At 70.7% G+C, this 23,442-nt stretch carries 17 protein-coding genes and 1 tRNA gene; 7 read left to right on the top strand and 11 right to left on the bottom strand.

Features of this window, described 5'->3' with window-relative positions; translation table 11 throughout:
* The first annotated feature begins 74 nt into the window (after positions 1–74).
* From pepN to ACF09J_RS02000, 4 genes are all read left to right on the top strand, one after another.
* Positions 75–2,588 (top strand): aminopeptidase N, encoded by a 2,514-nt coding sequence (gene pepN / locus ACF09J_RS01985; RefSeq protein ID WP_392303420.1) that lies wholly within the window; start codon positions 75–77, stop codon positions 2,586–2,588.
* Positions 2,589–3,005: 417 nt separating this feature from the next.
* Positions 3,006–3,830: an NAD(P)H-binding protein gene (locus ACF09J_RS01990; protein WP_392303421.1), complete on the top strand. Its 825-nt coding sequence runs from the start codon at positions 3,006–3,008 to the stop codon at positions 3,828–3,830.
* Between the two features lie 141 nt (positions 3,831–3,971).
* Positions 3,972–5,360 carry a pyridoxal phosphate-dependent decarboxylase family protein gene (locus ACF09J_RS01995; protein ID WP_392303422.1) on the top strand — a complete coding sequence of 463 codons (1,389 nt, stop codon included), beginning with the start codon at positions 3,972–3,974 and terminating at the stop codon, positions 5,358–5,360.
* Complete coding sequence (locus ACF09J_RS02000; protein WP_392303423.1) at positions 5,357–6,778, top strand: lysine N(6)-hydroxylase/L-ornithine N(5)-oxygenase family protein; 1,422 nt, start codon at positions 5,357–5,359, stop codon at positions 6,776–6,778. The genes ACF09J_RS01995 and ACF09J_RS02000 overlap by 4 nt, the downstream gene beginning before the upstream one ends.
* A 26-nt stretch (positions 6,779–6,804) precedes the next feature.
* Here the strand turns inward: ACF09J_RS02000 and ACF09J_RS02005 are convergent, their stop codons facing one another.
* Entirely contained in the window at positions 6,805–8,631 is a 1,827-nt protein-coding gene (locus tag ACF09J_RS02005; protein WP_392303424.1) for a bifunctional metallophosphatase/5'-nucleotidase, read from the bottom strand.
* Positions 8,632–8,769: 138 nt separating this feature from the next.
* Between ACF09J_RS02005 and ACF09J_RS02010 the strand changes: the two genes are divergently transcribed.
* Positions 8,770–9,489 (top strand): SIMPL domain-containing protein, encoded by a 720-nt coding sequence (locus ACF09J_RS02010; protein ID WP_392303425.1) that lies wholly within the window; start codon positions 8,770–8,772, stop codon positions 9,487–9,489.
* 159 nt (positions 9,490–9,648) lie between these two features.
* Complete coding sequence (pyk, locus tag ACF09J_RS02015; RefSeq protein WP_392303426.1) at positions 9,649–11,085, top strand: pyruvate kinase; 1,437 nt, start codon at positions 9,649–9,651, stop codon at positions 11,083–11,085.
* 2 nt (positions 11,086–11,087) lie between these two features.
* Here the strand turns inward: pyk and ACF09J_RS02020 are convergent, their stop codons facing one another.
* Both ACF09J_RS02020 and ACF09J_RS02025 read right to left on the bottom strand, forming a co-directional pair.
* The gene (locus ACF09J_RS02020; protein ID WP_392303427.1) at positions 11,088–11,867 is read right to left on the bottom strand and encodes a helix-turn-helix domain-containing protein; all 780 of its coding nucleotides are present in this window, start codon (positions 11,865–11,867) and stop codon (positions 11,088–11,090) included.
* Positions 11,868–11,948: 81 nt separating this feature from the next.
* Positions 11,949–12,031 (bottom strand) — tRNA-Leu (locus ACF09J_RS02025).
* Positions 12,032–12,131: 100 nt separating this feature from the next.
* Between ACF09J_RS02025 and ACF09J_RS02030 the strand changes: the two genes are divergently transcribed.
* Entirely contained in the window at positions 12,132–12,803 is a 672-nt protein-coding gene (locus ACF09J_RS02030) for an ANTAR domain-containing response regulator (protein WP_392303428.1), read from the top strand.
* 81 nt (positions 12,804–12,884) lie between these two features.
* Here the strand turns inward: ACF09J_RS02030 and ACF09J_RS02035 are convergent, their stop codons facing one another.
* The 8 genes from ACF09J_RS02035 to ACF09J_RS02070 form a co-directional block, all read right to left on the bottom strand.
* Complete coding sequence (locus tag ACF09J_RS02035) at positions 12,885–13,601, bottom strand: ABC transporter ATP-binding protein (protein ID WP_392303429.1); 717 nt, start codon at positions 13,599–13,601, stop codon at positions 12,885–12,887.
* The gene (locus ACF09J_RS02040) at positions 13,598–14,536 is read right to left on the bottom strand and encodes an ABC transporter ATP-binding protein (protein ID WP_392303430.1); all 939 of its coding nucleotides are present in this window, start codon (positions 14,534–14,536) and stop codon (positions 13,598–13,600) included. Before ACF09J_RS02040 ends, ACF09J_RS02035 begins: the two co-directional genes overlap by 4 nt.
* 3 nt (positions 14,537–14,539) lie before the next feature.
* Complete coding sequence (locus ACF09J_RS02045; RefSeq protein WP_392303431.1) at positions 14,540–16,372, bottom strand: branched-chain amino acid ABC transporter permease; 1,833 nt, start codon at positions 16,370–16,372, stop codon at positions 14,540–14,542.
* 5 nt (positions 16,373–16,377) lie between these two features.
* Positions 16,378–17,307, bottom strand: coding sequence for a branched-chain amino acid ABC transporter permease (locus ACF09J_RS02050; RefSeq protein ID WP_225074208.1), 930 nt, complete (start codon positions 17,305–17,307; stop codon positions 16,378–16,380).
* Between the two features lie 114 nt (positions 17,308–17,421).
* A complete protein-coding gene (locus tag ACF09J_RS02055) occupies positions 17,422–18,651 on the bottom strand; it encodes a branched-chain amino acid ABC transporter substrate-binding protein (RefSeq protein ID WP_392303432.1) in 1,230 nt (409 codons plus the stop codon).
* Positions 18,652–18,938: 287 nt separating this feature from the next.
* A complete protein-coding gene (locus ACF09J_RS02060) occupies positions 18,939–19,589 on the bottom strand; it encodes a Tat pathway signal sequence domain protein (protein WP_392303433.1) in 651 nt (216 codons plus the stop codon).
* Positions 19,590–19,776: 187 nt separating this feature from the next.
* Positions 19,777–20,262, bottom strand: a complete 486-nt coding sequence (locus tag ACF09J_RS02065; RefSeq protein ID WP_392303434.1) for a hotdog fold thioesterase — start codon at positions 20,260–20,262, stop codon at positions 19,777–19,779.
* An 84-nt stretch (positions 20,263–20,346) separates the two neighbouring features.
* Positions 20,347–22,665 carry an FdhF/YdeP family oxidoreductase gene (locus ACF09J_RS02070; protein ID WP_392303435.1) on the bottom strand — a complete coding sequence of 773 codons (2,319 nt, stop codon included), beginning with the start codon at positions 22,663–22,665 and terminating at the stop codon, positions 20,347–20,349.
* Positions 22,666–23,442 lie beyond the last annotated feature (777 nt).

The raw sequence follows: 23,442 nt of genomic DNA on the forward strand, positions 1-23,442 counted from the left end.
GCGCCCCCGCGGGCCGCAAAGCCCCGCGTCCGTCGCCGATACCCCCTCGTGCGGGCCAACGACCATCAGGCAGCATGGCGTCCATGTCCGTACTCACGCGCGACGAAGCGCAAACCCGTGCCAAGCTCCTCGACGTCCACCGCTACAGCGTCGACCTCGACCTGACCGGCGGGGACGACACCTTCGACTCCCGGACCGTGATCCGGTTCACCGTACGGGCAGGCCGGGACACCACGGACACGTTCGTCGAGCTCAAGCCCGCCCACCTGCGCTCCGCCACCCTCGACGGACAGGCGCTCGACCCGCGGGACCTCACCGGCAACCGCCTGCCGCTGAACAACCTCTCCCCCGGAGAGCACGAGCTGCGCGTCGACGCCGCCATGCGCTACTCCCGCACCGGCGAGGGCATGCACCGGTTCACCGACCCCACCGACGGCGAGACCTACGTCTACACCCAGCTGTTCCTGGACGACGTCCAGCGCGTCTTCGCCGCCTTCGACCAGCCCGACCTCAAGGCCGTCTTCGACCTCACCGTCACCGCCCCCGACGGCTGGACCGTCCTCGCCAACGGCGTCACCGAGCACACCGGCGACGGCGTCTGGAAGGCCGCGCCCACCCCGCTGATCTCCACCTACCTCGTCGCCGTCGCCGCCGGCCCCTGGCACTCCGTACGCACCGAGCACCGCGGCCTGCCCTTCGGTATCCACTGCCGCCGCTCGCTCGCGCCCCACCTCGACGCCGACGCCGACGAGATCCTCGACGTCACCCGCGGCTGCTTCGACCGCTACCACGAGAAGTTCGACGAGCCCTACCCCTTCGACTCCTACGACCAGGCCTTCGTCCCCGAGTTCAACGCGGGCGCCATGGAGAACCCGGGCCTGGTCACCTTCCGCGACGAGTTCGTCTACCGCTCCGCCGTCACCGACACCGAGCGGCAGACCCGCGCCATGGTCATCGCCCACGAGATGGCCCACATGTGGTTCGGCGACCTGGTCACCCTCAAGTGGTGGGACGACATCTGGCTGAACGAGTCCTTCGCCGAGTACATGGGCTACCAGACCACCGCCGAAGCCACCCGCTTCACCGACACCTGGACCGACTTCGGCGTCGCCCGCAAGGCCTGGGGCTACGACGCCGACCAGCGCCCCTCCACCCACCCCGTCGCCCCCGACGCCGTCGACGACACCGCCTCCGCGCTGCTCAACTTCGACGGCATCTCCTACGCCAAGGGCGCCTCCGCGCTGCGGCAACTGGTCGCCTGGCTCGGCGAGAAGGACTTCCTGGCCGGCATCAACACCCACTTCGAGCGGCACCGGTTCGCCAACGCCACCCTCGCCGACTTCATCGACTCCCTCGCCTCCGCCACCGACCGCGACGTGCACGCCTGGGCCGAGGCCTGGCTGCGCACCACCGGCGTGGACACGCTCACCGCGTCCGTCGACGCCGTGCCCGGCCAGTGGACCCTCGCCCTCGACCGCGACGGCAGCCGCCCGCACCGCGTCACCGTCGGCGTCTACGACCACGACCTCGGGGACGGCCGCAGCCTCGTCGTCCGGGAACGCTACGACACCGACGTCCCGCAGGACGGCACCGGCCTGCCCCGCTCCGGCACCCGGCCCGCCCTGGTCGTGCCCAACGACCAGGACCTGACGTACGCCAAGGTCCGCCTGGACCAGACCTCCCTGGAGACCGCCCTGCGCGGACTGTCCGGCATCCCCGACGCGCTCACCCGCGCCGTGGTGTGGAACGCGCTGCGCGACATGGTCCGCGACGGCGAACTCGCCCCCGCCGACTACCTGGCGACCGCCTCCGCCCACCTGCCCGAGGAGACCGACCTCGCCCTCGTCGAGGGCGTCCTCGCCTTCGCCACCGCGCAGATCGCCGACCGGTACGTCCAGCCCGGGCAGCGGCCCGCCGCACTCGCCGCCCTCGGCTCCCTGTGCCGCGACCTCATCCGCCGCACCGAGGACGGCGACAACCCCGGCCTGCGGCTGATCGCCGTGCGCCACTTCATCGACGTCGCCGCCAGGCCGGACACCATCGCCGCCTGGCTCGCCGACGGCACCGTCCCCGGCGGGCCCGAACTCGACCCGGAACTGCGCTGGCGCGTCCTGGGCCGCCTCGCCGTCCTCGGCGCCGTCGACGAGGCCGCCATCGCCGGGGAACTCGACCGCGACCCGTCCGCCACCGGCCAGGAGGGCGCCGCCCGCTGCCGGGCCGCGCTGCCCGACCCCGAGGCCAAGCGCGCGGCCTGGGAGTCGATGTTCGCCACCGACGAGCACACCGACCTGTCGAACTACCTGTTCACCGCCACCGCGAAGGGCTTCTGGCAGCCCGAACAGGCAGAACTCGTACGGGACTACGTCGCCCGCTTCTACCAGGACGCGGTCGCCCTCGCCGAGCGCCGCGGCCCCGCCATCGCCGACGCCGCCGGCCGCTGGGCGTTCCCGGTGCACGCCATCGACCCCGACCACCTGCGCCTGGGCGAAACCTGCCTGCGCGACGGCGACCCCACCCCGGCGCTCCGCCGCAAACTCGTCGACCAACTCGACGACCTGTCCCGGGCACTGCGCGTCCGCGAGGCGTGACCCGGAACCCGCCCCGAGCCGGCCACCGCCGGCTCGGGGCGGGGCGGGGCGGCGGTGCGCGAGCCGTGGCCACCACCGCCCGGCCGACGGCCCCGGTTACTGCCCGCGGCGGCCGGAGCGCCGGGGACCCGACGTCCAGGGGCCGGTGCCGACCGCGTGGGTCGGCGGCGGTGAGCGCGGTGCGGCCACAGGCCGCGATGCCTCGCGGGGCCGCTGCCGGCCTTCTAGGCCCTGTCGTCAAATTCACGTCTGCCCCGCGACGCCTGGCACGCTCCCCCAAGCTCTTCGAGCAGGGGGGACCCCCAGAGCACGCACCAGACGCCGCGGGGCTGCCCTTCGGGCGACGACGGGAATTTGACGACAGGACCTAGGCTTCTGGGGGCAGGAGGACCGGGCCGAGTTCTCGGAGGCAGACCCGTGATCGCAGTGAGCGGAGCGACCGGCAATGTGGGGCGTGCCCTTGTGGAACGTCTCGTGGCCGACGGGCGGACCGTGCGCGCGTTGAGCCGGGAGCCCGAGCGGGCCGCGTTGCCCGCGGGGGCCGAGGTCGTGCGGTTCCGGGCCGACGATCCGGCCGACCTGTTCGCGGGCGTGACCGGACTCTTCCTGTACGTCCAGGCCGCCGGAGGCGCCCTGCTGCGGGCCGCCCGCGAGGCCGGCGTCCGGCACGTCGTGCTGCTCTCCTCCGGGATCGTGCGGGACGGCGCCGACGAGACCCATCCCCTTCACGTCATGCACGCCGGAGCCGAGCGGCTGATCCGCGACAGCGGCCTCGCGTGGACCTTCCTGCGGCCGAACGCCTTCGCCGCCAACGCCCTCCAGTGGGCGCCCCAGATCCGCGCCGGGAACACCGTCCGGGGCGTCTTCGCCGACGCACGGACCGCGCCCATCCACGAGGACGACATCGCCGCCGTCGCCGAACGCGCCCTCCTCGACCCCGCCCACGAGGGCGCCGTCCACCGCCTCACCGGCCCCGAGGCCGTCACCAACGCCGGACAGGCCGCCGCGATCGGCCGCGCCCTCGGCCGCGACCTGGCCTACGTCGAGATCCCGCCGCAGGAGGCCGGTCCCGAGCTGTACCCGCACCTGCCGCCCCACCTGCTCCAGGGCCTGCTGAAGACCTTCGAGTCCACCGTCGGCGTACCCCCGGAGATCACGCACACCGTCGAGGACATCACCGGCACCCCCGCCCGCACCTTCGCCCGCTGGGCCGAGGACCACCGGCCCGACTTCCTCGGCTGACGGCGAACCTCCGGGACCCCAACACGTCTTCCCCGTACGGCAGTACCCACTTTCGGGTTCCGATCGTCGGTCTTCTGGGCGCGTCCGGCTTTACTGCCTGCAAGCTGAAAGTCCCTGCCCCCGCGCCCCGGAGGACAGTCCATGAGCACCCCGCCGCCCCCGGACCACCCCGCCCGCCTCGCCTCCGGTCCCGACGGCCCGCAAGCCCTGCGGCCCCTGCTCGACACCGTGCTCGACGCACTCGACGGCGGCCGCCGCGCCCGCGGCGGACCCCTGCCCGCGGGCGGACCCGACGCGGTCGCCGCCCGCGTACGCGACGCCGTGGGCGACGTCCTGCCCGAGCACGGCGACCCCGACGCCCTGCGCGGCCTCGTCCACGCGCTCGCCGAAGGCGCCGCCGACCCCGCCGACCCCCTGTGCGCGGCCCACCTGCACTGCCCGCCCCTCGCCGTGGCCACCGCCGCCGACCTCGCCGTCAGCGCCCTCAACCCCTCCCTGGACTCCTGGGACCAGGCACCCGCCGCCTCCGCACTCGAAGCCCTCGTCACGCGGACGCTCGCCCACGAGACCGGCCTCGCCGACTCCGTCGTCACCACCGGCGGCACCGAGTCCAACCAGCTCGCCCTGCTGCTCGCCCGCGAGTCCCACGGCGGCGGCATCCGCCTGGTCTGCGGCGCCAACGCCCACCACTCCCTGCCCCGCGCCGCCTGGCTGCTCGGCCTGCCCGAACCCGTGATCGTGCCCGCCCCCTCCGGCATCCTCGACGCCGCCGCCCTGTACAGCGCCCTCACCGACCTTGGCGGCTCCCGCGGCTGTGTCGTCGTAGCCGCCACCGCCGGCACCACCGACGCCGGCCTCATCGACCCCCTCCCGGAGATCGCCGGGCTGTGCGCCGCCCACGGCGCCCGGCTGCACATCGACGCCGCCCACGGCGGGGGACTGCTGTTCAGCGAACGCCACCGGGACAAGCTGACCGGACTCGAAGCCGCCCACACCGTCACCCTCGACCTGCACAAACTCGGCTGGCAGCCGGTCGCCGCCGGACTCCTCGCCGTCCGCCACCCCCGCGACCTCGCCGTCCTGCACCAACGCACCGACTACCTCAACGCGGGCGACGACACCGAGGCCGGCCTGCCCGACCTGCTCGGCCGCTCCCTGCGCACCACCCGCCGCCCCGACGTCCTCAAGATCGCCGTCACCCTCAAGGCCCTCGGCCGCCGCGGCCTCGGAGCCCTCGTCGACCAGGTCTGCGCGCGCGCCCGCGAGTTCGCCGACCTCATCCACGACCACCCCGGCTTCGAGCTCCACGACCGGCCCACCATCAGCACCGTCCTGTTCCGGCCCGCCGGCGCCACCGACGACGCCGTCGCCACCGTCCGCCGCGCGCTCCTCACCGAAGGCCGCGCCGTCCTCGGCCGCGCCCGCCTCGACGACCGGCTCTGGCTCAAGGCCACCCTGCTCAACCCGGACACCCGGACCGAAGACCTGGCCACCCTGCTGAAACTGGTGGAAGGAAGCACCCCCAGATGAACCATCCCGCGCTCCACACCCCCCGGGCCCCCCGCGACCTGGTCGGCATCGGCATCGGGCCGTTCAACCTCTCCCTGGCCGCGCTCGCCCACCCGCTCACCGGCCTCGACACCGTCTTCTACGAACAGCGCCCCCGCTTCCACTGGCACCCCGGCCTGCTCATCGACGGCTCCCGCCTCCAGGTGCCCTTCCTCGCCGACCTCGTCACCCTCGCCGACCCGGCCAGCGACTGGTCCTTCCTCAACTACCTGAAGACCCGCGACCGGCTCTTCCCCTTCTACTTCGCCGAACGCTTCCACATCCAGCGCGCCGAATACGACGCCTACTGCCGCTGGGTCTGCGAGAACCTGCCCTCGCTGCGCTTCGGCCACCACGTCGACGCCGTCCGCTGGAACCCCGAACTCCGCCTCTTCGAGGTCGACTTCACCCAGCTCGACGCCGACGGCGAAGCGGAGGCCGCCGGCCGCGTCCACACCCGCAACGTCGTCCTCGGCATCGGCACCGCACCCCACGTGCCCGCCCCGCTCAGGCCCCTCGCCGACACACCCGGCGTCCCCGTCGTCCACGCCGCCGACTACCTCGACCACCGCGACACCCTCCTCGCGGCCGGCCACATCACCGTCGTCGGCTCCGGACAGTCCGGCGCCGAGGTCTTCCTCGACCTGCTGCGCCACCGCCGGACCGGCGCCGAGCGGCTGCACTGGATCGGCCGCACCGAGGCCTTCGCCCCGATGGAATACTCCAAGCTCGGCCTGGAGCACTTCACCCCCGACTACATGCGCTACTTCCACGCCCTGGACGAACCCGTGCGCGACCGTCTCGTCGCCGGGCAGTGGCAGCTCCACAAGGGCGTCGACACCGACACCCTCGCCGCCATCCACGACGAGCTCTACCGCCGCACCCTGGACGGCGGCTGGCCCGACGCCGTCCTGACCCCCGGTGTTCGGGTCCGCACCGCCGGCCGGGTCGCCGGCTCCCGGATCGAACTCCACCTCGAACACCTGCAACAGGGCACCCGCACCCGCCACACCACCGACGCCGTCGTCCTCGCCACCGGCTACCGCGAACGCCCCGTCACCCCCCTGCTCACCGGACTCGACCCCTACCTGCGTCGCGACGGCAGGGAACGCCTCCGGGTCGACGAGCAGTTCCGCCTCGACCTCGACCCCGCCATCACCGCCACCGGCTGCCACGTCCACGTGCAGAACGCCGAACGCCATACCCACGGCGTCGGCGCCCCCGACCTGGGCCTCGCCGCCTGGCGCAGCGCCACCATCCTCAACTCGGTGACGGGAACGCAGGCCTACCCACTGCCCGCCCGCACCGCCTTCACCACCTTCGGCATGGAACGGCGACGGCCCCAGATCCCGCCGTCCCGCCAGATCAAGGCGCTGACGCCCCTGGCGGACGGGATCTGAGGCCGTCCCTGGAAGAAGAGAACCGATCAGAACACCGGCGTGCCGTTGCGCGTCAGCTTCCAGTCCAGCGACGCGAAGTCCTTCGGGTCCAGCTCGCCCTTCGCCGTGACCCACTCCGCGATCCGGGTGCGGATCTCGGTCGACTCCGCCCACAGCTCCTTCGCCGAGGCCACGTGCGGGAACGCGCCACCGCCGTTGGCACGGTAGTTGTTCACCGCCATCACGAACTCCTGGGCGTCGTCCAGCGCCGCACCGTCGAACGTCAGGTTCTTGATCCGCGAACCGGCCGGCTGGGCGATGTCGATGTCGTACTGCAGCCCCGACACGTAGTCGTAGTTGTAGTCCGGGCGGCCGCCCGCGTTCGTCAGCTTCTCCACGTCGACCGGCGCGCCGGCGGCGGTCTGCACGAAGTACTCCGCCGAGTACTCCAGGTACGCCCGGAGCTGGGCGCCCGTCATCAGCTTGGCGACCAGCGTGTTGTCGTACACGTACAGGCTCGACAGGTCCCGGATCGTCACCTTGCCGGCCGGGATCTCGGAGGTGCGCGAGAACGGGGAGGCCTGCGAGACGACCGGCAGCGCGGCGTACTGCGTGCCCGCCAGCGCGGCCTTCACCACGTCCTCCTGCACCTTGTTGATCAGGTCGATGATCGGTGCGTCCTTGTAGCGGGCGTCGACCGTGGTGAGGGTCACCGTCGCCTGGCCGACCACCTGGTTGACGTACTTCACGACCTTTGCGTGCTCGTCCGACAGCAGCTTGGTGATCTTCGGGTCGTCGGCGACGGTGTTGGCGTTGCGCAGCGAGGCGGAGACCGACTCCACCTCCCACTTGCCCTTGACGAACACCAGCTCGATGTCGAAGAGGGAGAGCCGCTCGGCGTAGCACAGCGGCTCCGAGAGCACGACCGTCTTGCCGGTCTTGTCGTTGACGACCTTCAGCTCCGCGATCTCCTTGTGCGCGTGGCCCACCAGGATCGCGTCGATGCCGGGCACCTGACGGGCCACGTTCGCGGCGGCGTCCTCAACGTACGGCAGCTGGTCACCGTACGACGAGGTGCCGGACGTGCCCGAGTGCGCCGAGACGACGACCACGTCCGCGCCCATCGAACGCAGCTTGGGCACCCACTTCGCGGCCTGCTCCTCAAGACCCGGGAAGTCCAACTTGCCCTGGACGTATGCCTTGTCCCAGATCGCGATGCCCGGGTTGGTCAGACCCAGCACGGCCACCGTCACCGGCGCGGCGGCACCCGGCGCGTGGAACTTCTTCATGAAGTACGGCGGGAAGGCCGGCTTCTGGGTCTTGTGGTCCACCGCGTTCGCGCCGAGCAGCGGGAAGTCGCACTGCTCCTCGAACTTGCGCAGCGTCTCGATGCCGTAGTTGAACTCGTGGTTGCCGAGCGCCACCGCGTCGTAGCCGATGGCGTTCATCGCCTTCGCCATCGGGTGCACCGGACCGCGCTTGGCGGTGATCGGGTCCACCTTCGCGTAGTAGTACGTCAGCGGGGTGCCCTGAATCGTGTCACCGGCGTCCAGAAGCAGCGTGTGGTCACGGCCCTTCTCCTTGCGGACCTGGTCCACCAGCGTCGAGACCCGGGCCAGGCCCTGCGCGTTGCCCGCCGCGTCGCTGTACTCGCCGTCCTTGAAGTAGTCCCAGTTGAACACGTGCCCGTGCAGGTCGGTCGTGCCCATGACGGTCAGGGAGAAGCGCTTGCCCGGCTTCTCGGGCTGCTTGCCCGCCGCGGCGGAAGCGGCGGGCGCGGCCTCGGCCGCCGGAGCCGCCACTGCGCCGGCCAGCGCCACTCCCGCCCCGGTGGCGGCGGACTTCGTCAGGAACTTCCGGCGGTTCAACGGCATGTCTGGTTCTCCTCGTGAAACAAGTCGATGACGCGCGTAGATTCTGGCGGTCCGCGGCGAACCGCAACACCCCCGGAAGGTTGCGATCTGATGACCGACAGGCGCGGAAAACCGGCCACTGGTGACAGAGTGGGGCGTATGACCCCAGCCCCCGCCCCGGAACCCGGCCCCGCCCTCCCCTACGGCACCCCCGACACACCCCGGATCGCCGTCCGCGGCGAGGCACACCTCGAAGTCGACCCCGAGATCGCCCGGATCGGCATCACCGTCACCGCCCGCGGCAAGGACCGCCGCTCCACCCTCGACGACCTCACCCGGCGCAACGCCCACGTCATCGACCTCGTCAAGTCCTACGGCCAGGCGGTGGAACACCTGGAGACCGGCGCCCTCTCCCTCACTCCCGAACCGGCCCGGCACGGCCGCGGCGAACGCGTCCGCACCTACCACGGCGCCGTCCGCCTCACCGCCGAACTCTCCGACTTCACCGCCCTCGGAGAACTCACCACCCGACTGGCCGACTCCGAACTCACCCGGGTGGACGGCCCCTGGTGGGCACTGCGCCCCGGCTCACCGGCCCACCGGGAGGCACGCCGGCAGGCCGTACAGGACGCCGTCCAGCGGGCCAGGGAGTACGCCGAGGCCCTCGGCACCTCGCTGACCGCCCTCGTCGAACTCGCCGACACCGGCACGGAGAACGCCCAGCCCTGGGCACCGGCCCCCGGACGGATGAGATCGATGGCCGCCTACGGAGGCGCCGCACCGCAGGACGAGGCCGCACCCCTGGACCTCGAACCCGAGCGGCAGCACATCCACGCGCAGGTCGACGCGCGCTTCACCATGGCACCGCCCAGACTGTGATGGCATGCGTTGCGTCTTTCCGGTCCGCGAACGGGGCGAACGCTCGTCGGAGCGCCGCCCCGCACAGTTCAACAGTTGTCAATACTCCTTCATGCAAAGGTTGTTGAGTGGTCACGTCGTACCAATCGTCTACCCACTGGTAAGGCCTAGGCTCACATCATGCGCCGAGCAAAGATCGTCTGTACTCTGGGGCCCGCCACCGACACGTACGACCAGGTCAAGGCACTGGTCGACGCCGGAATGGACGTCGCCCGCCTCAACCTCAGCCACGGCGGCCACGCCGAACACGAGGAGCGCTACCGGCACGTGCGCAGAGCCGCCGACGAGACCGGACGCAGCGTCGGAATCCTCGCCGACCTTCAGGGCCCGAAGATCCGGCTCGGCCGCTTCCGCGAAGGACCCGTACTCCTCGAACGCGGCGACACCTTCACCATCACCGTCGAAGAGGGCGTCGAGGGCGACCGCCACATCTGCGGCACCACCCACGCCGGACTCGCCGACGACGTCAGCCCCGGCGAGCGCATCCTCGTCGACGACGGCAAGGTGGGCCTGGAGGTCACCGCCGTCGACGGCCCCCGCGTCCGCACCCGGGTGTTCGAGGGCGGCGTGATCTCCGACCACAAGGGGCTCAACCTGCCGGGCGTCGCCGTGTCGGTCCCCGCCCTGTCCAAGAAGGACGAGGACGACCTGCGCTGGGCGCTGCGCACCGGCTTCGACGTCGTCGCACTGTCGTTCGTCCGCGGCGGCCGGGACATCCTCGACGTCCACCGCGTCATGGACGACGAGGGCCGCCGCCTCCCCGTCATCGCCAAGATCGAGAAACCGCAGGCGGTGGAGGCCGTCGACGACATCGTGGCCGCCTTCGACGGCATCATGGTCGCCCGCGGCGACCTGGGCGTGGAGATGCCGCTGGAGCAGGTCCCGATCGTGCAGAAACGCGCGATCAAACTGGCCCGGCGGAACGCCAAGCCGGTGATCGTCGCCACCCAGATGCTCGACTCGATGATCGGCAACTCCCGCCCGACCCGCGCCGAGGCCTCGGACGTGGCCAACGCGGTGCTCGACGGCACGGACGCGGTGATGCTCTCGGGCGAGACCAGTGTGGGCAAGCACCCCGTGGAGACGGTGCGGACGATGGCCCGCATCGTCGCGGCGGCCGAGGAGGACCTTCTCGCCAAGGGCCTGCCGCCGCTGACCGACCGCAACAAGCCCCGCACCCAGGGCGGCGCCGTGGCCCGCGCGGCGGCGGAGATCGGCGACTTCCTCGGCGCCAGGTTCCTGGTCGCCTTCACACAGTCGGGCGACACCGCCCGCCGGCTCTCCCGCTACCGCTCACCCATCCCGCTCCTTGCCTTCACCCCGGAACCGGCGACCCGCTCCCAACTCAGCGCCACCTGGGGCGTCGAGACGTTCCTCGGCCCCCGCGTCGACTCGACCGATGCCATGGTCGACCAGGTCGACGAACTGCTCCTGCGCTACGGCCGCTGCGAGAAGGGCGACGTGGTAGTGATCACCGCGGGCTCACCCCCGGGCGTCCCGGGCTCGACGAACCTGGTCAGGGTCCACCACATCGGCGAGGACGACAGGCCGAAATAGCCTCAGTACTTGGGGCCGACGTGAGCGTCCATGAGAGCCACGGAGGCCTTGCGGGCGACGGAGATGTTGTACGGGTTTCCGTGGCGGGTGCAGTGAGTCCACTTGATGCCGAGCTTGTCGAGGGTCGTGGTGTAGAGCTGCCGGATGTCGTCGGAGACATTGGTGAAGAAGTAGCGCGGGTATTCGTAGCGCTTGGGCTCACCGGCCACCATGCGGGTCGTCCAGTTCTTGATACGACAGCCGTCCGAGTGGATGAGGCCGCGGATGAACTCCCATGGATGCGCGTCGACGATTGCCTGCTGCCACGGTTCGAGAGCGATCTTGCGCTCGTGCTTCTTGCCGGTGCCGTGCTGGGGGAACATGCACACCCAGTGCATGGTGTGGGACTTCACCTCGACACAGCCGGGCCTGCGCCGCCGCTGGACACTGGTCGAAGGCATCACCCTGTGCATGGCGTCTTCGGCAGCGGCGATCAGGCCCGTCTGCGCCGCATTGCAGAAGATGGACAGGTGGTGCTGCTTGTACTTGGAGACGATGTGCCCGTCGCCGAGGTAGAGGCCGAGCAGGTAGGCGTAGGCGATCCGATCGAAGCCTCGCCCGGTGCACCTGGGGCAGTCGGTGGGCTGCTGGTAGACCTCGCCGCGTGTTTTGCGGTCCTCGCTGCGCCACCAGCCGACGGTTCCGCGCGGCACGTTGAGCTGCTCCGCGACGATGCGGTTGGGAACGCCTTGGCGCATGAGTGCGACAGCGTGTGCTCGGATCGAAGGGTTGTGCTGTTCCATGCAACCACTCTGGGTCACTAGGCGTTGCGGTGTGCAGCGAAAAGTGGAGGATCACGCGAACGTGACCCTCCACTTCAAACGTGCCGGGTGCGGGATTCGAACCCGCAAGCCCTCACAGGCAGAGGTGTTTGAGACCTCCGTGTATACCGTTCCACCAACCCGGCCAGGCACTGCGGTGAGTGTACCGGGTGAGCCCAGCCCCGTGCCTCTGGGTAGGCTGCTTAGGCAGCAGTACCTGCCCCGCCCGGACCAAGGAGCGCCCCCGTGACCGCCGAGTCGCCCCAGCCCGTAGACGTGTCCGACGACGACAAGTCGCACGTGCCTCCGCTGACGACCCGGGTCGTCATCGCCGAGGACGAGGCGCTGATCCGGCTCGATCTCAAAGAGATGCTCGAGGAGGAGGGCTACCAGGTCGTCGGCGAGGCCGGGGACGGGGAGCGGGCCGTGGAGCTGGCCCGCGAGCACCGCCCGGACCTGGTGATCCTCGATGTGAAGATGCCCAGGCTCGACGGCATCTCGGCCGCGGAGCGGATCGCCGAGGAGCGGATCGCGCCCGTGCTCATGCTCACCGCGTTCTCGCAGCGCGACCTGGTGGAGCGGGCCCGGGACGCCGGTGCGATGGCGTATCTCGTCAAGCCGTTCAGCAAGAGCGACGTCGTCCCGGCGATCGAGATGGCCGTCTCGCGGTTCACCGAGCTGAAGGAACTGGAGAAGGAGGTCGCCGACCTCGCCCAGCGGCTGGAGACCCGCAAGCTGGTCGACCGTGCCAAGTCGATCCTTCAGACGGAGTACGGGCTGACCGAGCCGGCCGCGTTCCGCTGGATCCAGAAGACCTCGATGGACCGCCGCATGTCGATGCAGCAGGTCGCGGAGGCGGTCATCCAGGACAGCGAGGAGAAGAAGGCCGCGAAGGGCGCCAAGCCCGACAAGGACTGAGCCGGACAGTGGAAAGGGAATGGGCTCGCGTCCCGTACGGGACGCGAGCCCATTCCCTTTCCGGCGGTCACCGGGGCGCGGTCAGTCCTCGCCCAGGTACGCCTTGCGGACCGATTCGTCGTGCAGCAGATCCTGGCCGGTGCCGGACAGCACGATGTTGCCGACCTCCATGACGTGCCCCTGGTCGGCGAGGGAAAGCGCCGCCTGGGCGTTCTGCTCGACGAGCAGAATCGTCGTGCCCTGGGATTTCAGTTCGGCGATGGTCGCCATGATCTTCTGCATCATGATCGGCGAAAGGCCCATGGAGGGCTCGTCGAGCATGAGCAGTTTCGGCTGGGACATCAGCGCCCGGCCCATGGCGAGCATTTGCTGTTCGCCGCCGGAGAGGGTGCCCGCGGCCTGCTTTCTGCGTTCGCCGAGGATGGGGAAGAGATCGTAGGCGTGCTGAATGTCCTTTTCGATGCCTTCCCTGTCCTTGCGCAGGAAGGCGCCGAGCCGGAGATTGTCCTCGATCGTCATCCGCGGGAAGATGTGCCGCCCCTCGGGGGAGTGGGCGAGTCCCAGCGAGACGATCTGGTGGGCGGGGGCCTTCTTCAGCGACTTGCCGTTGAACCTGATCTGCCCGCCGACCGGCTTGAGCAGCCCGGACAGGGTGCGCAGCGTGGTGGTCTTGCCGGCGCCGTTGGTGCCGATGAGGGTGACGACCTGGCCGGCCTCGACCGTGAAGGAGATGCCCTTGACGGCCTCGATCTTGCCGTAGGCGACGCGGAGGTCCTCGACTTCGAGCAGTGCGGTCATCGGTCGTTCTCCTTGCCGGGCGCGGCGTCCTGCGGGGTGTCGTCCTCTGCCTGCGCCTCGGCCGCCTCGGCTTGTGCCTCGGCGTTCTCGACCTCGGCGGCCTCCTCGGCGCCGGGCGCGCCTTCGAAGGGTTCGCCGAGGTAGGCGGCGATGACGCGCTCGTCGCCCTGGACGGTGGCGCTGTCGCCCTCGATGAGCTTCTCGCCCTGGACGAGTACGGCGACGCGGTCGCAGAGGTTCATGATGAACCGCATGTCGTGCTCGATGACGAGCACGGCGATGCCCATGTCCCGGATGGCGAAGACGAGTTCCTCGGTGGCCCGGGTCTCCTGGGGGTTCATGCCTGCGGTGGGCTCGTCCAGGAGGAGCAGGCCCGGCTCGCTGGCCAGGGCGCGGGCGATCTCCAGCTTGCGCTGCTCGCCGTAGGGCAGGTTGCGGGAGAGGTGCTCGGCCTTGTGGGCGAGGCCGACGAACTCCAGGAGTTCCATGGCCCGTGCGCGGGAGGCGGCTTCGGCGCGGTGGAATCCGGGGCCGCGCAGCAGGGCGGACCAGAGTCCTTCCTTGGTGCGGGTGTGCCGGCCGACGAGCACGTTCTCCAGGACCGTCATGTTGGCGAACAGGCGGATGTTCTGGAAGGTGCGGGCGATGCCTGCGGCGGTGACCTTGAAGGACTTGGGCGGCAGGACGGTGCCTTTGTAGCGGACCTCGCCCTCGGTGGGGACGTAGAGGCCGGTGAGGCAGTTGAAGAAGGTGGTCTTGCCGGCGCCGTTGGGGCCGATGAGCCCGACGATCTCGCCGCTGTTGACGGTGAGGTCGACTCCGCGTACGGCGGTGAGGCCGCCGAAGCGCATGGTGACGCCGCGTGCGTCGAGGACGGTCTCGCCCTGCGCGGCCGGGGTGGGCGTGGTGTCCCTGGGGGTGGTGTCGGTAGTCATGGGTCAGACCCCTGCCTTGCTGAGGACCGCGGGTGCCTCCGTCTGCTCGTGGAATTCGAGCTGGCGGCGCCGGTTGGGGATGAGGCCTTCCGGGCGGAAGCGCATCAGCAGTACGAGTGCGAGACCGAAGGCCAGGAGCTGGTAGTCGCCGAGGAACTGGAGCTTGGCCGGGATGAGGTAGAGCAGTGCCGCGCCGACGAGGGGGCCGCTGATGGTGCCCATGCCGCCGAGGACGACCGCGGCGAGCAGGAAGGCGGAGTTGGGCGGGACGACGTGGGCGAACTGGTACTGCTCGGGTGTCACGGTGTAGGTGACGTGGGCCTGGACGGCGCCGGCGAGGCCGGCCAGCGTGGCGCCGAGGGCGAAGGCGATGAGCTTGACGCGGAAGCCGTTGATGCCCATGGCGCGTGCGGCGGTCTCGTCCTCGCGGATGGCGATCCAGGCGCGGCCGATGCGGGAGTCGCTGCTGCGCCGGAAGACCACGACGACGATCAGCGTGATCAGGAGCATCAGCAGGAAGTAGTTGGCGAAGCGGGCGATGGTGAACCCGAGGAAGGTGTGCTCCTGGCCGAAGTCGAAGCCGAGAATGTTCAGGTTCGGTACGGAGGAGATGCCGTTGGAGCCGTTGGTGACGTCGGGTCCTGAGGTGCCGTCCATGTTGAGGACGGCGATGCGGAAGATCTCTCCGAAGCCGAGGGTGACGATGGCGAGGTAGTCGCCGCGCAGCCGCAGGGTGGGGGCGCCGATGAGGACGCCGAAGATCATGGCGACCACGCCGCCGAGCAACGCGGAGGCCCAGAACGGGAGATGGAGGTGCAGGGGCGAGGACGGCGAGCCGGAGACCAGGGCCGCGGTGTAGGCGCCGACGCCGAGGAAGGCGACGTAACCGAGGTCGAGCAGGCCGGCGAGGCCGACGACGATGTTCAGGCCGAGTGCGACGGTGGCGAAGATCAGGATGTAGACGCCGATCGCCGCGTACTGGTCGTCGGACTGGGTGAAGGGGAAGGCGGCCGCGGCCACGAAGGCGCTGAGCATGGTGACGTTGCGGTGCTTGGCGGTGATCGCCGAGACACGGGCCACGAGCCCGGACTTGAAGATCGCGGCGAAGCCGAAGCCGACGGTGATGAGGAAGCCGATGAAGAGCTCGTCGTACGAGGTGCTGATGCCGTACGTGAAGACGGTGAGGCCGATGGCCATGGCCGCGATGATGACGAGGATCTCGGCGTAGAGCGGCAGGGTGCGGGCCGGGGCGGGGGTGCCGGAGGGGACGGCTGCCCGGACCACGGCGAGCTTGTTGCGCGCGCTGTGCCGTATCCGGTCCCGGGTGCTGTCCTCGGGGTCGACGGGTTCGGTCACCGGCCGTTCGAACGGCAGGGAGAGCACGCCGATCAGGGTGATGACGGTGGCCGCGGCGAGGACCCATCCGCCCGGTTCGAGGTTGACAAGGCCGCCGAGTTTGCCGCTGATCGCGAGGATGGTGTACCAGGCGGTGCCGAAGGTGCCGAGCGCGGCCAGGGTGAGTGCGCCGGTGCCGCCGGCGGGCACGAGCCAGCCGAGGCCCTTGACTCCGTAGGCGGCGAGGCCGAGGAGCGCGGTGAGCAGCGCGCCGATGAGGACGAGGACCTGGAGGCCGCCGGGGTAGCCGTAGACGGTGAGGTCGCCGGGGAATTCGGACGTCCAGGTCCAGGCGAGGAAGGCGGAGGCGACGGTCAGGACGGAGCCGCCGGTGGCCAGGGCGAGGCCGATGTGCTCGGGCAGGCGGATGAAGCCGCTGGGGGCGGCGCTGCCGGCGTCGGGCGCGCCTGCGGCGTCGGGTGCGGTGGTCTGTGTGGTCATCGGTGTCACGCCCTGTCCGCCACGCGCTCGCCGAGCAGGCCCTGTGGCCTGAACAGCAGCACGAGGATGAGGAGTACGAACGCCCAGACGTCGGCCCAGGACTGGCTGCCGAACTGGTGCATGCCGGGGATGTCGGAGATGTAGGCGGTGGCGAGGGTCTCGGCGACGCCGAGGACGATGCCGCCGATCATGGCGCCGTAGATGTTGCCGATGCCGCCGAGGACGGCCGCGGTGAAGGCCTTCAGGCCGAGGATGAAGCCCATCCGGAACTGGATCTCGCCGTACTTGAGGCCGTAGGCGACGGATCCGACGGCGGCGAACGTGGCGCCGAGGGCGAAGGCGACCACGATGATGCGGTCGGTGTTGACGCCCATCAGCTTGGCGGTGTCCGGGTCCTGCGCGGTGGCCTGCATGCCTCGTCCGGTACGGGTCTTCATGACGAAGTAGGCGAGGATGGCCATGCTGAGGGGGGCGGCGCAGATGAGGAAGATGTCACCGGTCTGGATGGTGACGCTGCCGATCTCGAAGGGGCCGCCGGCGATCTGCGGGAAGGTGCGCGCGGACTTGGCGTCCGGGTACCAGGCCCACACCGCCTGCTGGAGCGCGAGGGAGAGGCCGATCGCGGTGATCAGGGGCGCCAGGCGCGGGCCGCCGCGCAGGGGGCGGTAGGCGAACCGTTCCGCCCCGATGGCGACGAGCACGGCGACGATGATGGCGCCGACGAGCATGAGCGGCAGCGTGATCCACATGGTGGTGCCGCCCGGCAGCCACAGGTAGACCGAGAGTGCCCCGAAGGCGCCGGTCATGAAGATCTCGCCATGGGCGAAGTTGATGAGCTGGACGATGCCATAGACCATCGTGTAGCCGATGGCGACGAGCCCGTACATGGATCCCAGTAGCAGGCCGTTGACCAGCTGCTGCGGCAGTTCGTTCACCGCATGTCCTCCGAGACGTTCGGATGTTTGACGGATTGTGGGCCGGATGCGCGTGCGCGCGGGGCGCCAGTGGAACAGCGCCCCGCGCGACGGTTGAGCGGTGCTGGTGGTGACTCAGCCCGTGAAGGTCCCGGAGTGGACCGACTCCCAGGCGCCGTTCTTGACGGCGTAGACGGTGAGCTGCTTGTTGGTGGCGTCGCCGAACTCGTCGAAGGAGACCTTGCCGGTCACTCCGTCGAAGGAGACGTTCTGCATGGCCTCGGTGACCTTGGCGCGGGCGTCGGAGGGCAGCTTGCCGCCGTTGTCGTCGACGACCTTCTTGACGGCCTCGATGATGGCCCAGGCGGAGTCGTAGGAGTAGCCGCCGTAGGCGGAGTACTCCTCCTTGTAGCCGGCGGCCTTGTAGTCGGCCGTGAACTGCTTGGCGGAGTCGAGTTCCTCGACCGGGGTGCCGACGGAGGTGGCGAGGTCGCCGCCGCTGTCGGGGCCGGCCAGCTCGATGAACTTGGCGTCGTTGATGCCGTCGCCGCCGATGAGCGGGACCTTGGCGCCGGCGGCCTTGATCTGCTTGCTGAGCGGGCCGGCCTGCGGGTACTCGCCGCCGTAGTAGACGATGTCCGCGCCGGACTTCTTGACCTTGGTGGCGACCGCGGAGAAGTCCTTGGTGTCGGGGTTGATGTGCTCGGTGCCGACGACCTTGCCGCCGAGCTTCTTGAACTCGTCGGTGAAGGTGCCGGCCAGGCCGGCGCCGTAGGTCTTCTTGTCGTCGATGACGAAGACCTTCGTCTTCTTCGCCATGTTGTAGACGTACTGGGCGGCGAACGGGCCCTGGATGGCGTCCGTGGTCGCGGTGCGGAAGTACGACTTGTACTGGCGCACCTTCTTGGTCCGCCAGTCGGGGCCCTGGCTGAGGGAGGGGCCGGTGTTGGCGGGGGAGACCTGGACCAGCTTGGCGTCGTCGAAGACCTTCTGCATGGACTCCGAGACGGAGGAGTTGAGGGGGCCGACGGCGCCGAGGACGTCCTTGTTGGCGACGAGCTTGACGGCGTTCTGCTGGCCCGAGGAGGGCTGGGCCTGGTCGTCCAGGGCCTGGATCTTGAAGGTGACGCCCTCGACGAACTTCTGCTTGTTGGCCGTCTTGGCGGCGAGGTCGGCGGAGTTCTTGATGCCGAGGCCCATGGCGGACAGGTCGCCGGTCAGCGGGGCGTCGACGCCGATGACCACGGTGGTGCCACCGTTGCCGGAGTCGGAACCCTTGTCACCACCCCGGGAGCCGCAGGCGGTGAGGGTGAGTGCTCCCGCTGCCAGTGCTGCGGTAACGGCGATGAGTGAACGTTGACGCACGATCAGTCCTTTCCCTGGCACGGCCCCTCCCCCCTGGAAGAGGTCGAGTCGAGCGCGGAGTCGAAGAGGTAATCCGACGCGCCGTGACTGGCGGTGACTCTAGGCGCGCACAGGGAACGTCGAGGAGGGCTTGGCCAAGGCTGTGACTCTCTTGTTATGACACGACGTATTGCAGAGCGGTACGCGGCGGGTGGAAGAGCGGAATTCAGGCGGATTCGCCCGGTCCGGATTCTGAGAACCCGCAGGACGCGTGGTGCTGCGATCAGGTGTCTCAGCGGTTTTGGTGATTACCGGGAACCGTTGCCGCAGGCGCCTTGCAGGGATTGGGAGAGGCTCTGGGCATAGCGCGGCCCGAGGATGAAACTGTGCACCTGGATTGCGCGTTTATTACGCAGTGTTACGTCCAGGAAGGGGAGGCCGGCGTTCCCCGGCACTTTTCCGCATTCCTTCACATGCATGGTGATCACAACTTTATGGGCGGATCCCGCCCGGGTGAGGAAAGGTGCCCGGGGCTCGGAGGTGAGGGAAAGACCCGCGTACGGCTGGGTGATGCCGGTGACGGTCACGGGTGGGCCGGACCGCACGCTGACCAGCACCGCGAAGCTGAATGTCCTGGTTTTGCCGTCGTGGGGTGCGGCGACCTCGTCCAGGTAGGACACGTCGGTCACTTGGGAGGGATAGGGCGGCGCCGGCGGGCGTGGCCGGGGCTGCGGGGTGTCCTGGCGGATGGCGGACAAGTAGCCGACGCCCGCGAGGAGGAGGGTGAGCGTCAGGGCGGTGAGCGCGGCCCGGCGGTGGCGCCGGTACAAGCGGGTCAGGGGCGCGAGGGGGCGGGCGTGGGGGTCGTCCGGGATGTCTCGGGTGTCCGGGTCGTCCAGGTCGGAGGTGTCCCACGCGTGCGTGCCCTCGCCCGGTTCGAGCGGCCCGACGCCGCTCACGGCCCCGGTCTCCTGCCGGGGTGGTCGCCCTTGAGTCGACGGTCAGTCAGGTGCTTGGGGAAAGGCGGTAGTTGGGGGCGGAACCGGCTCGACCGCGCCCCCGGCCGGGACGCTCCTCCCGTTGTCATGGCAAGAAGCTAGGCGGCCCGGTGTCCGGGGGCAACGGTCGGGGAGGCGGTTCCGTGGCTCAGCCGGCCGCGCCCGCGGGGCCGTCGCCCGGGTTCACGTCGCGCAGCAGGCAGGTCAGACGGGCGCTGCACACCCGACGCCCCTCCTCGTCGCTGATCACGATCTCGTACGTCGCCGTCGAGCGTCCCCGGTGGAGGGGTGTGGCCACTCCGGTGACCAGCCCGGAGCGCGCCCCGCGGTGATGGGTGCAGTTCAGGTCGACACCCACGGCGATCTTGGAGCTGCCGCCGTGCAGCATGGCGCCGACGGAGCCGAGGGTCTCGGCGAGGACGGCGGAGGCGCCGCCGTGCAGCAGCCCGTAGGGCTGGGTGTTGCCCTCCACCGGCATGGTGCCGACGACGCGGTCTGCGGACGCCTCCAGGATCTGCACGCCCATGCGGGTGCCGAGGTGTCCGGCGGAGAAGAGGGCGGGCAGGTCGACGCCGAGCGCGGCGTACTCGTCGAGGACTTCCTGCGGGAACTTCACGTGCTGCTGCTCGCCCATGGGGTGCGGCTCCGTTCGTCCTGGAATCGGCCCGGTGCCGGTCGGCTCGTGGTCGATCGGCCACCGCATTCACTGAGCGAACGCTCAGTCGGCCGCCGATTGTTCCAGACGCACCACGACGGACTTGCTGGCCGGGGTGTTGCTGGTGTCGGCGGTGGCGTCCAGCGGCACCAGCACATTGGTCTCCGGGTAGTAGGAGGCGGCGCAGCCGCGGGCCGTCGGATAGTGCACGACCCGGAAGCCCGGTGCCCGCCGCTCCACGCCGTCCTTCCACTCGCCGACCAGGTCCACGTACGATCCGTCGGCCACCCCGAGCGCCCGCGCGTCCTCCGGGTTGACCAGCACCACCCGCCGGCCGTTCTTGATCCCCCGGTAGCGGTCGTCGAGGCCGTACACCGTGGTGTTGTACTGGTCGTGCGAGCGCAGCGTCTGCAACAGCAGCCGGCCCTCGGGCAGTTCGGGGTACTCCACCGGCGCGGCGGTGAAGTTGGCCTTGCCGGTGGCCGTCGGGAAGCGGCGCTCGTCGCGCGGGGCGTGCGGCAGCGCGAAGCCGCCGGATGGGGTATCCCCTGCTCGAGCGGAGCCGAGAGCTTGGGGAGGGGCCACGCGCGCGTTGAAGTCCTCGAAGCCGGGGACCACCCGGGCGATCCGGTCGCGGATCGCGGCGTAGTCCTTCTCGAACTCCTCCCAGGGAACCACGCTGTTCTCGCCCAGCACCCGGCGGGCCAGAGCGCACACGATGGCCGGCTCCGACTTCAACTGCGGTCCCGCGGGCCGCAGCCGGCCCCGGGAGGCGTGCACCATGCCCATGGAGTCCTCGACGGTGACGAACTGCTCGCCTCCCTCCTGCACGTCCCGCTCGGTGCGGCCGAGGGTGGGCAGGATCAGCGCACGCGCGCCCGTGACCACGTGGGAGCGGTTGAGCTTGGTCGACACGTGCACCGTCAGCCGGGCCCGGCGCATGGCGGCCTCGGTGACGTCGGTGTCGGGCGAGGCGGAGACGAAGTTGCCGCCCATGGCGAAGAACACCTTCGCCTCGCCGTCGCGCAGGGCCCGGATGGCGCGTACGACGTCGTAGCCGTGCTCGCGCGGCGGTGCGAAGCCGAACTCCTTCTCCAGGGCGTCCAGGAAGGCGGGATCGGGGCGCTCGAAGATGCCCATGGTGCGGTCGCCCTGCACGTTGGAGTGGCCGCGCACCGGGCACACGCCCGCGCCCGGGCGGCCGATGTTGCCGCGCAGCAGCAGGAAGTTGACGACCTCGCGGATGGTCGGCACCGAGTGCTTGTGCTGGGTCAGGCCCATCGCCCAGCACACGATGGTGCGCTCGGAGGCGAGGACCATCTCCAGCGCGCGGTCGATCTCCGCGCGGGTGAGTCCGGTCGCGGTGAGCGTCTCGTCCCAGTCGGCGGCGCGGGCGGCCCGCGCGAAGTCCTCGTAGCCATGGGTGTGTTCGCGGACGAACTGCTCGTCCACCGCGCCCTCGGTGTCGAGGATCAGCTTGTTGAGGAGGCGGAAGAGGGCCTGGTCGCCGCCGATGCGGATCTGGAGGAACAGGTCGGTGAGCGCGGCGCCCTTGAGCATGCCCTGCGGGGTCTGCGGGTTCTTGAACCGCTCCAGACCGGCCTCGGGCAGCGGGTTGACGCTGATGATCCTCGCGCCGCCCGCCTTGGCCTTCTCCAGGGCGGAGAGCATCCGGGGGTGGTTCGTCCCCGGGTTCTGCCCGGCGACGATGATCAGATCGGCCTTGTACAGGTCCTCAAGGAGGACACTGCCCTTGCCGACCCCGATCGTCTCCGACAGGGCCGAGCCGGAGGACTCGTGGCACATGTTGGAGCAGTCGGGCAGGTTGTTGGTGCCGAGCTCGCGGGCGAAGAGCTGGTAGAGGAACGCGGCCTCGTTGCTGGTGCGGCCGGAGGTGTAGAAGAGGGCCTCGTCGGGGGAGCCGAGGGCGGCGATCTCCTCCGCGACGATGTCGAAGGCGCGCTCCCAGGTGACCGGTTCGTAGTGCTCGGCGCCCTCGGGCAGGTACATGGGGTGAGTGAGCCGTCCCTGCTGGCCCAGCCAGTACCCGCTGCGGTCCGCCAGGTCGGACACGGAGTGCGCGGCGAAGAACTCCGGGGTGACCCGGCGCAGGGTGGCCTCCTCGGCGACCGCCTTCGCGCCGTTCTCGCAGAACTCGGCCGTGTGCCGGTGCTCGGGCTCGGGCCAGGCGCAGCCCGGGCAGTCGAAGCCGTCCTTCTGGTTCACCCGCAGCAGGGTCAGCGCGGTGCGCCGCACCCCCATCTGCTGCTGGGCGATCCGCAGCGTGTGCCCGATGGCCGGCAGCCCCGCCGCCGCGTGCTGCGGCTCGGCTACCTGCGGCGCGTCCTGAACCGGATCACCCATGGGCGGCTTCGTGGCCATCGCACGCTCTCCTTCGACTGCGGCACATGAACAACGCCCCCGATCCTCGCACGACGACGCGAGAGCCTTTACGGCCGGGGACGGGGGAAGAACGGCCGCGGGCGGCACGGCGCCGCGGGGCTTTTGCGGCCGGGGCGCGGAACAGGACGGCCGTGCGTGCCGCACCGCACGCCACCGCACGCACGGCCCGCCCCAGGGCCGACGACAGCTGGGGTGGGGGCCGCGCGGACGGCCTTCCGGCGTGGGCCTGGTCCGGGCCGCGGCCGGCGCGGCGCCGCGGGGCTTTTGCGGTCGGGGCCGTGGGACAGGACGGCCGTGCGTGCCGCGCCGCATGCACGGCCCGCCCCAGGGCCGACGACAGCCGGGGCGCGGGCCGCACGGACGGCCTTCCGGCGTGGGGCCGGTCCGGGCCGCGGCCGGCGCGGCGCTGCGGGCGATGGTGTCGGGGGTTGGCGCGCCGGTCCCGGTGCGGATCGTGCCCTGCGGCCGGCCTGCCTCGCGGGATGTTCTGTATTGCGGGCCGCTTTCCGGCGTGGGCCTGGTCCGGGCTGCGGCCGGCGCGGCGCCGCGGGGCTTTTGCGGTCGGGGCCGTGGGACAGGACGGCCGTGCGTGCCGCGCCGCACGCCACCGCACGCACGGCCCGCCCCAGGGCCGACGACAGCCGGGGCGCGGGCCGCGCGGACGGCCTTCCGGCGTGGGGCCGGTCCGGGCCGCGGCCGGCGCGGCGCTGCGGGCGATGGTGTCGGGGGTTGGCGCGCCGGTCCCGGTGCGGATCG

Origin of the sequence: Streptomyces sp. NPDC014889, assembly GCF_043081205.1 — a bacterium.
GTDB lineage: Bacteria > Actinomycetota > Actinomycetes > Streptomycetales > Streptomycetaceae > Streptomyces.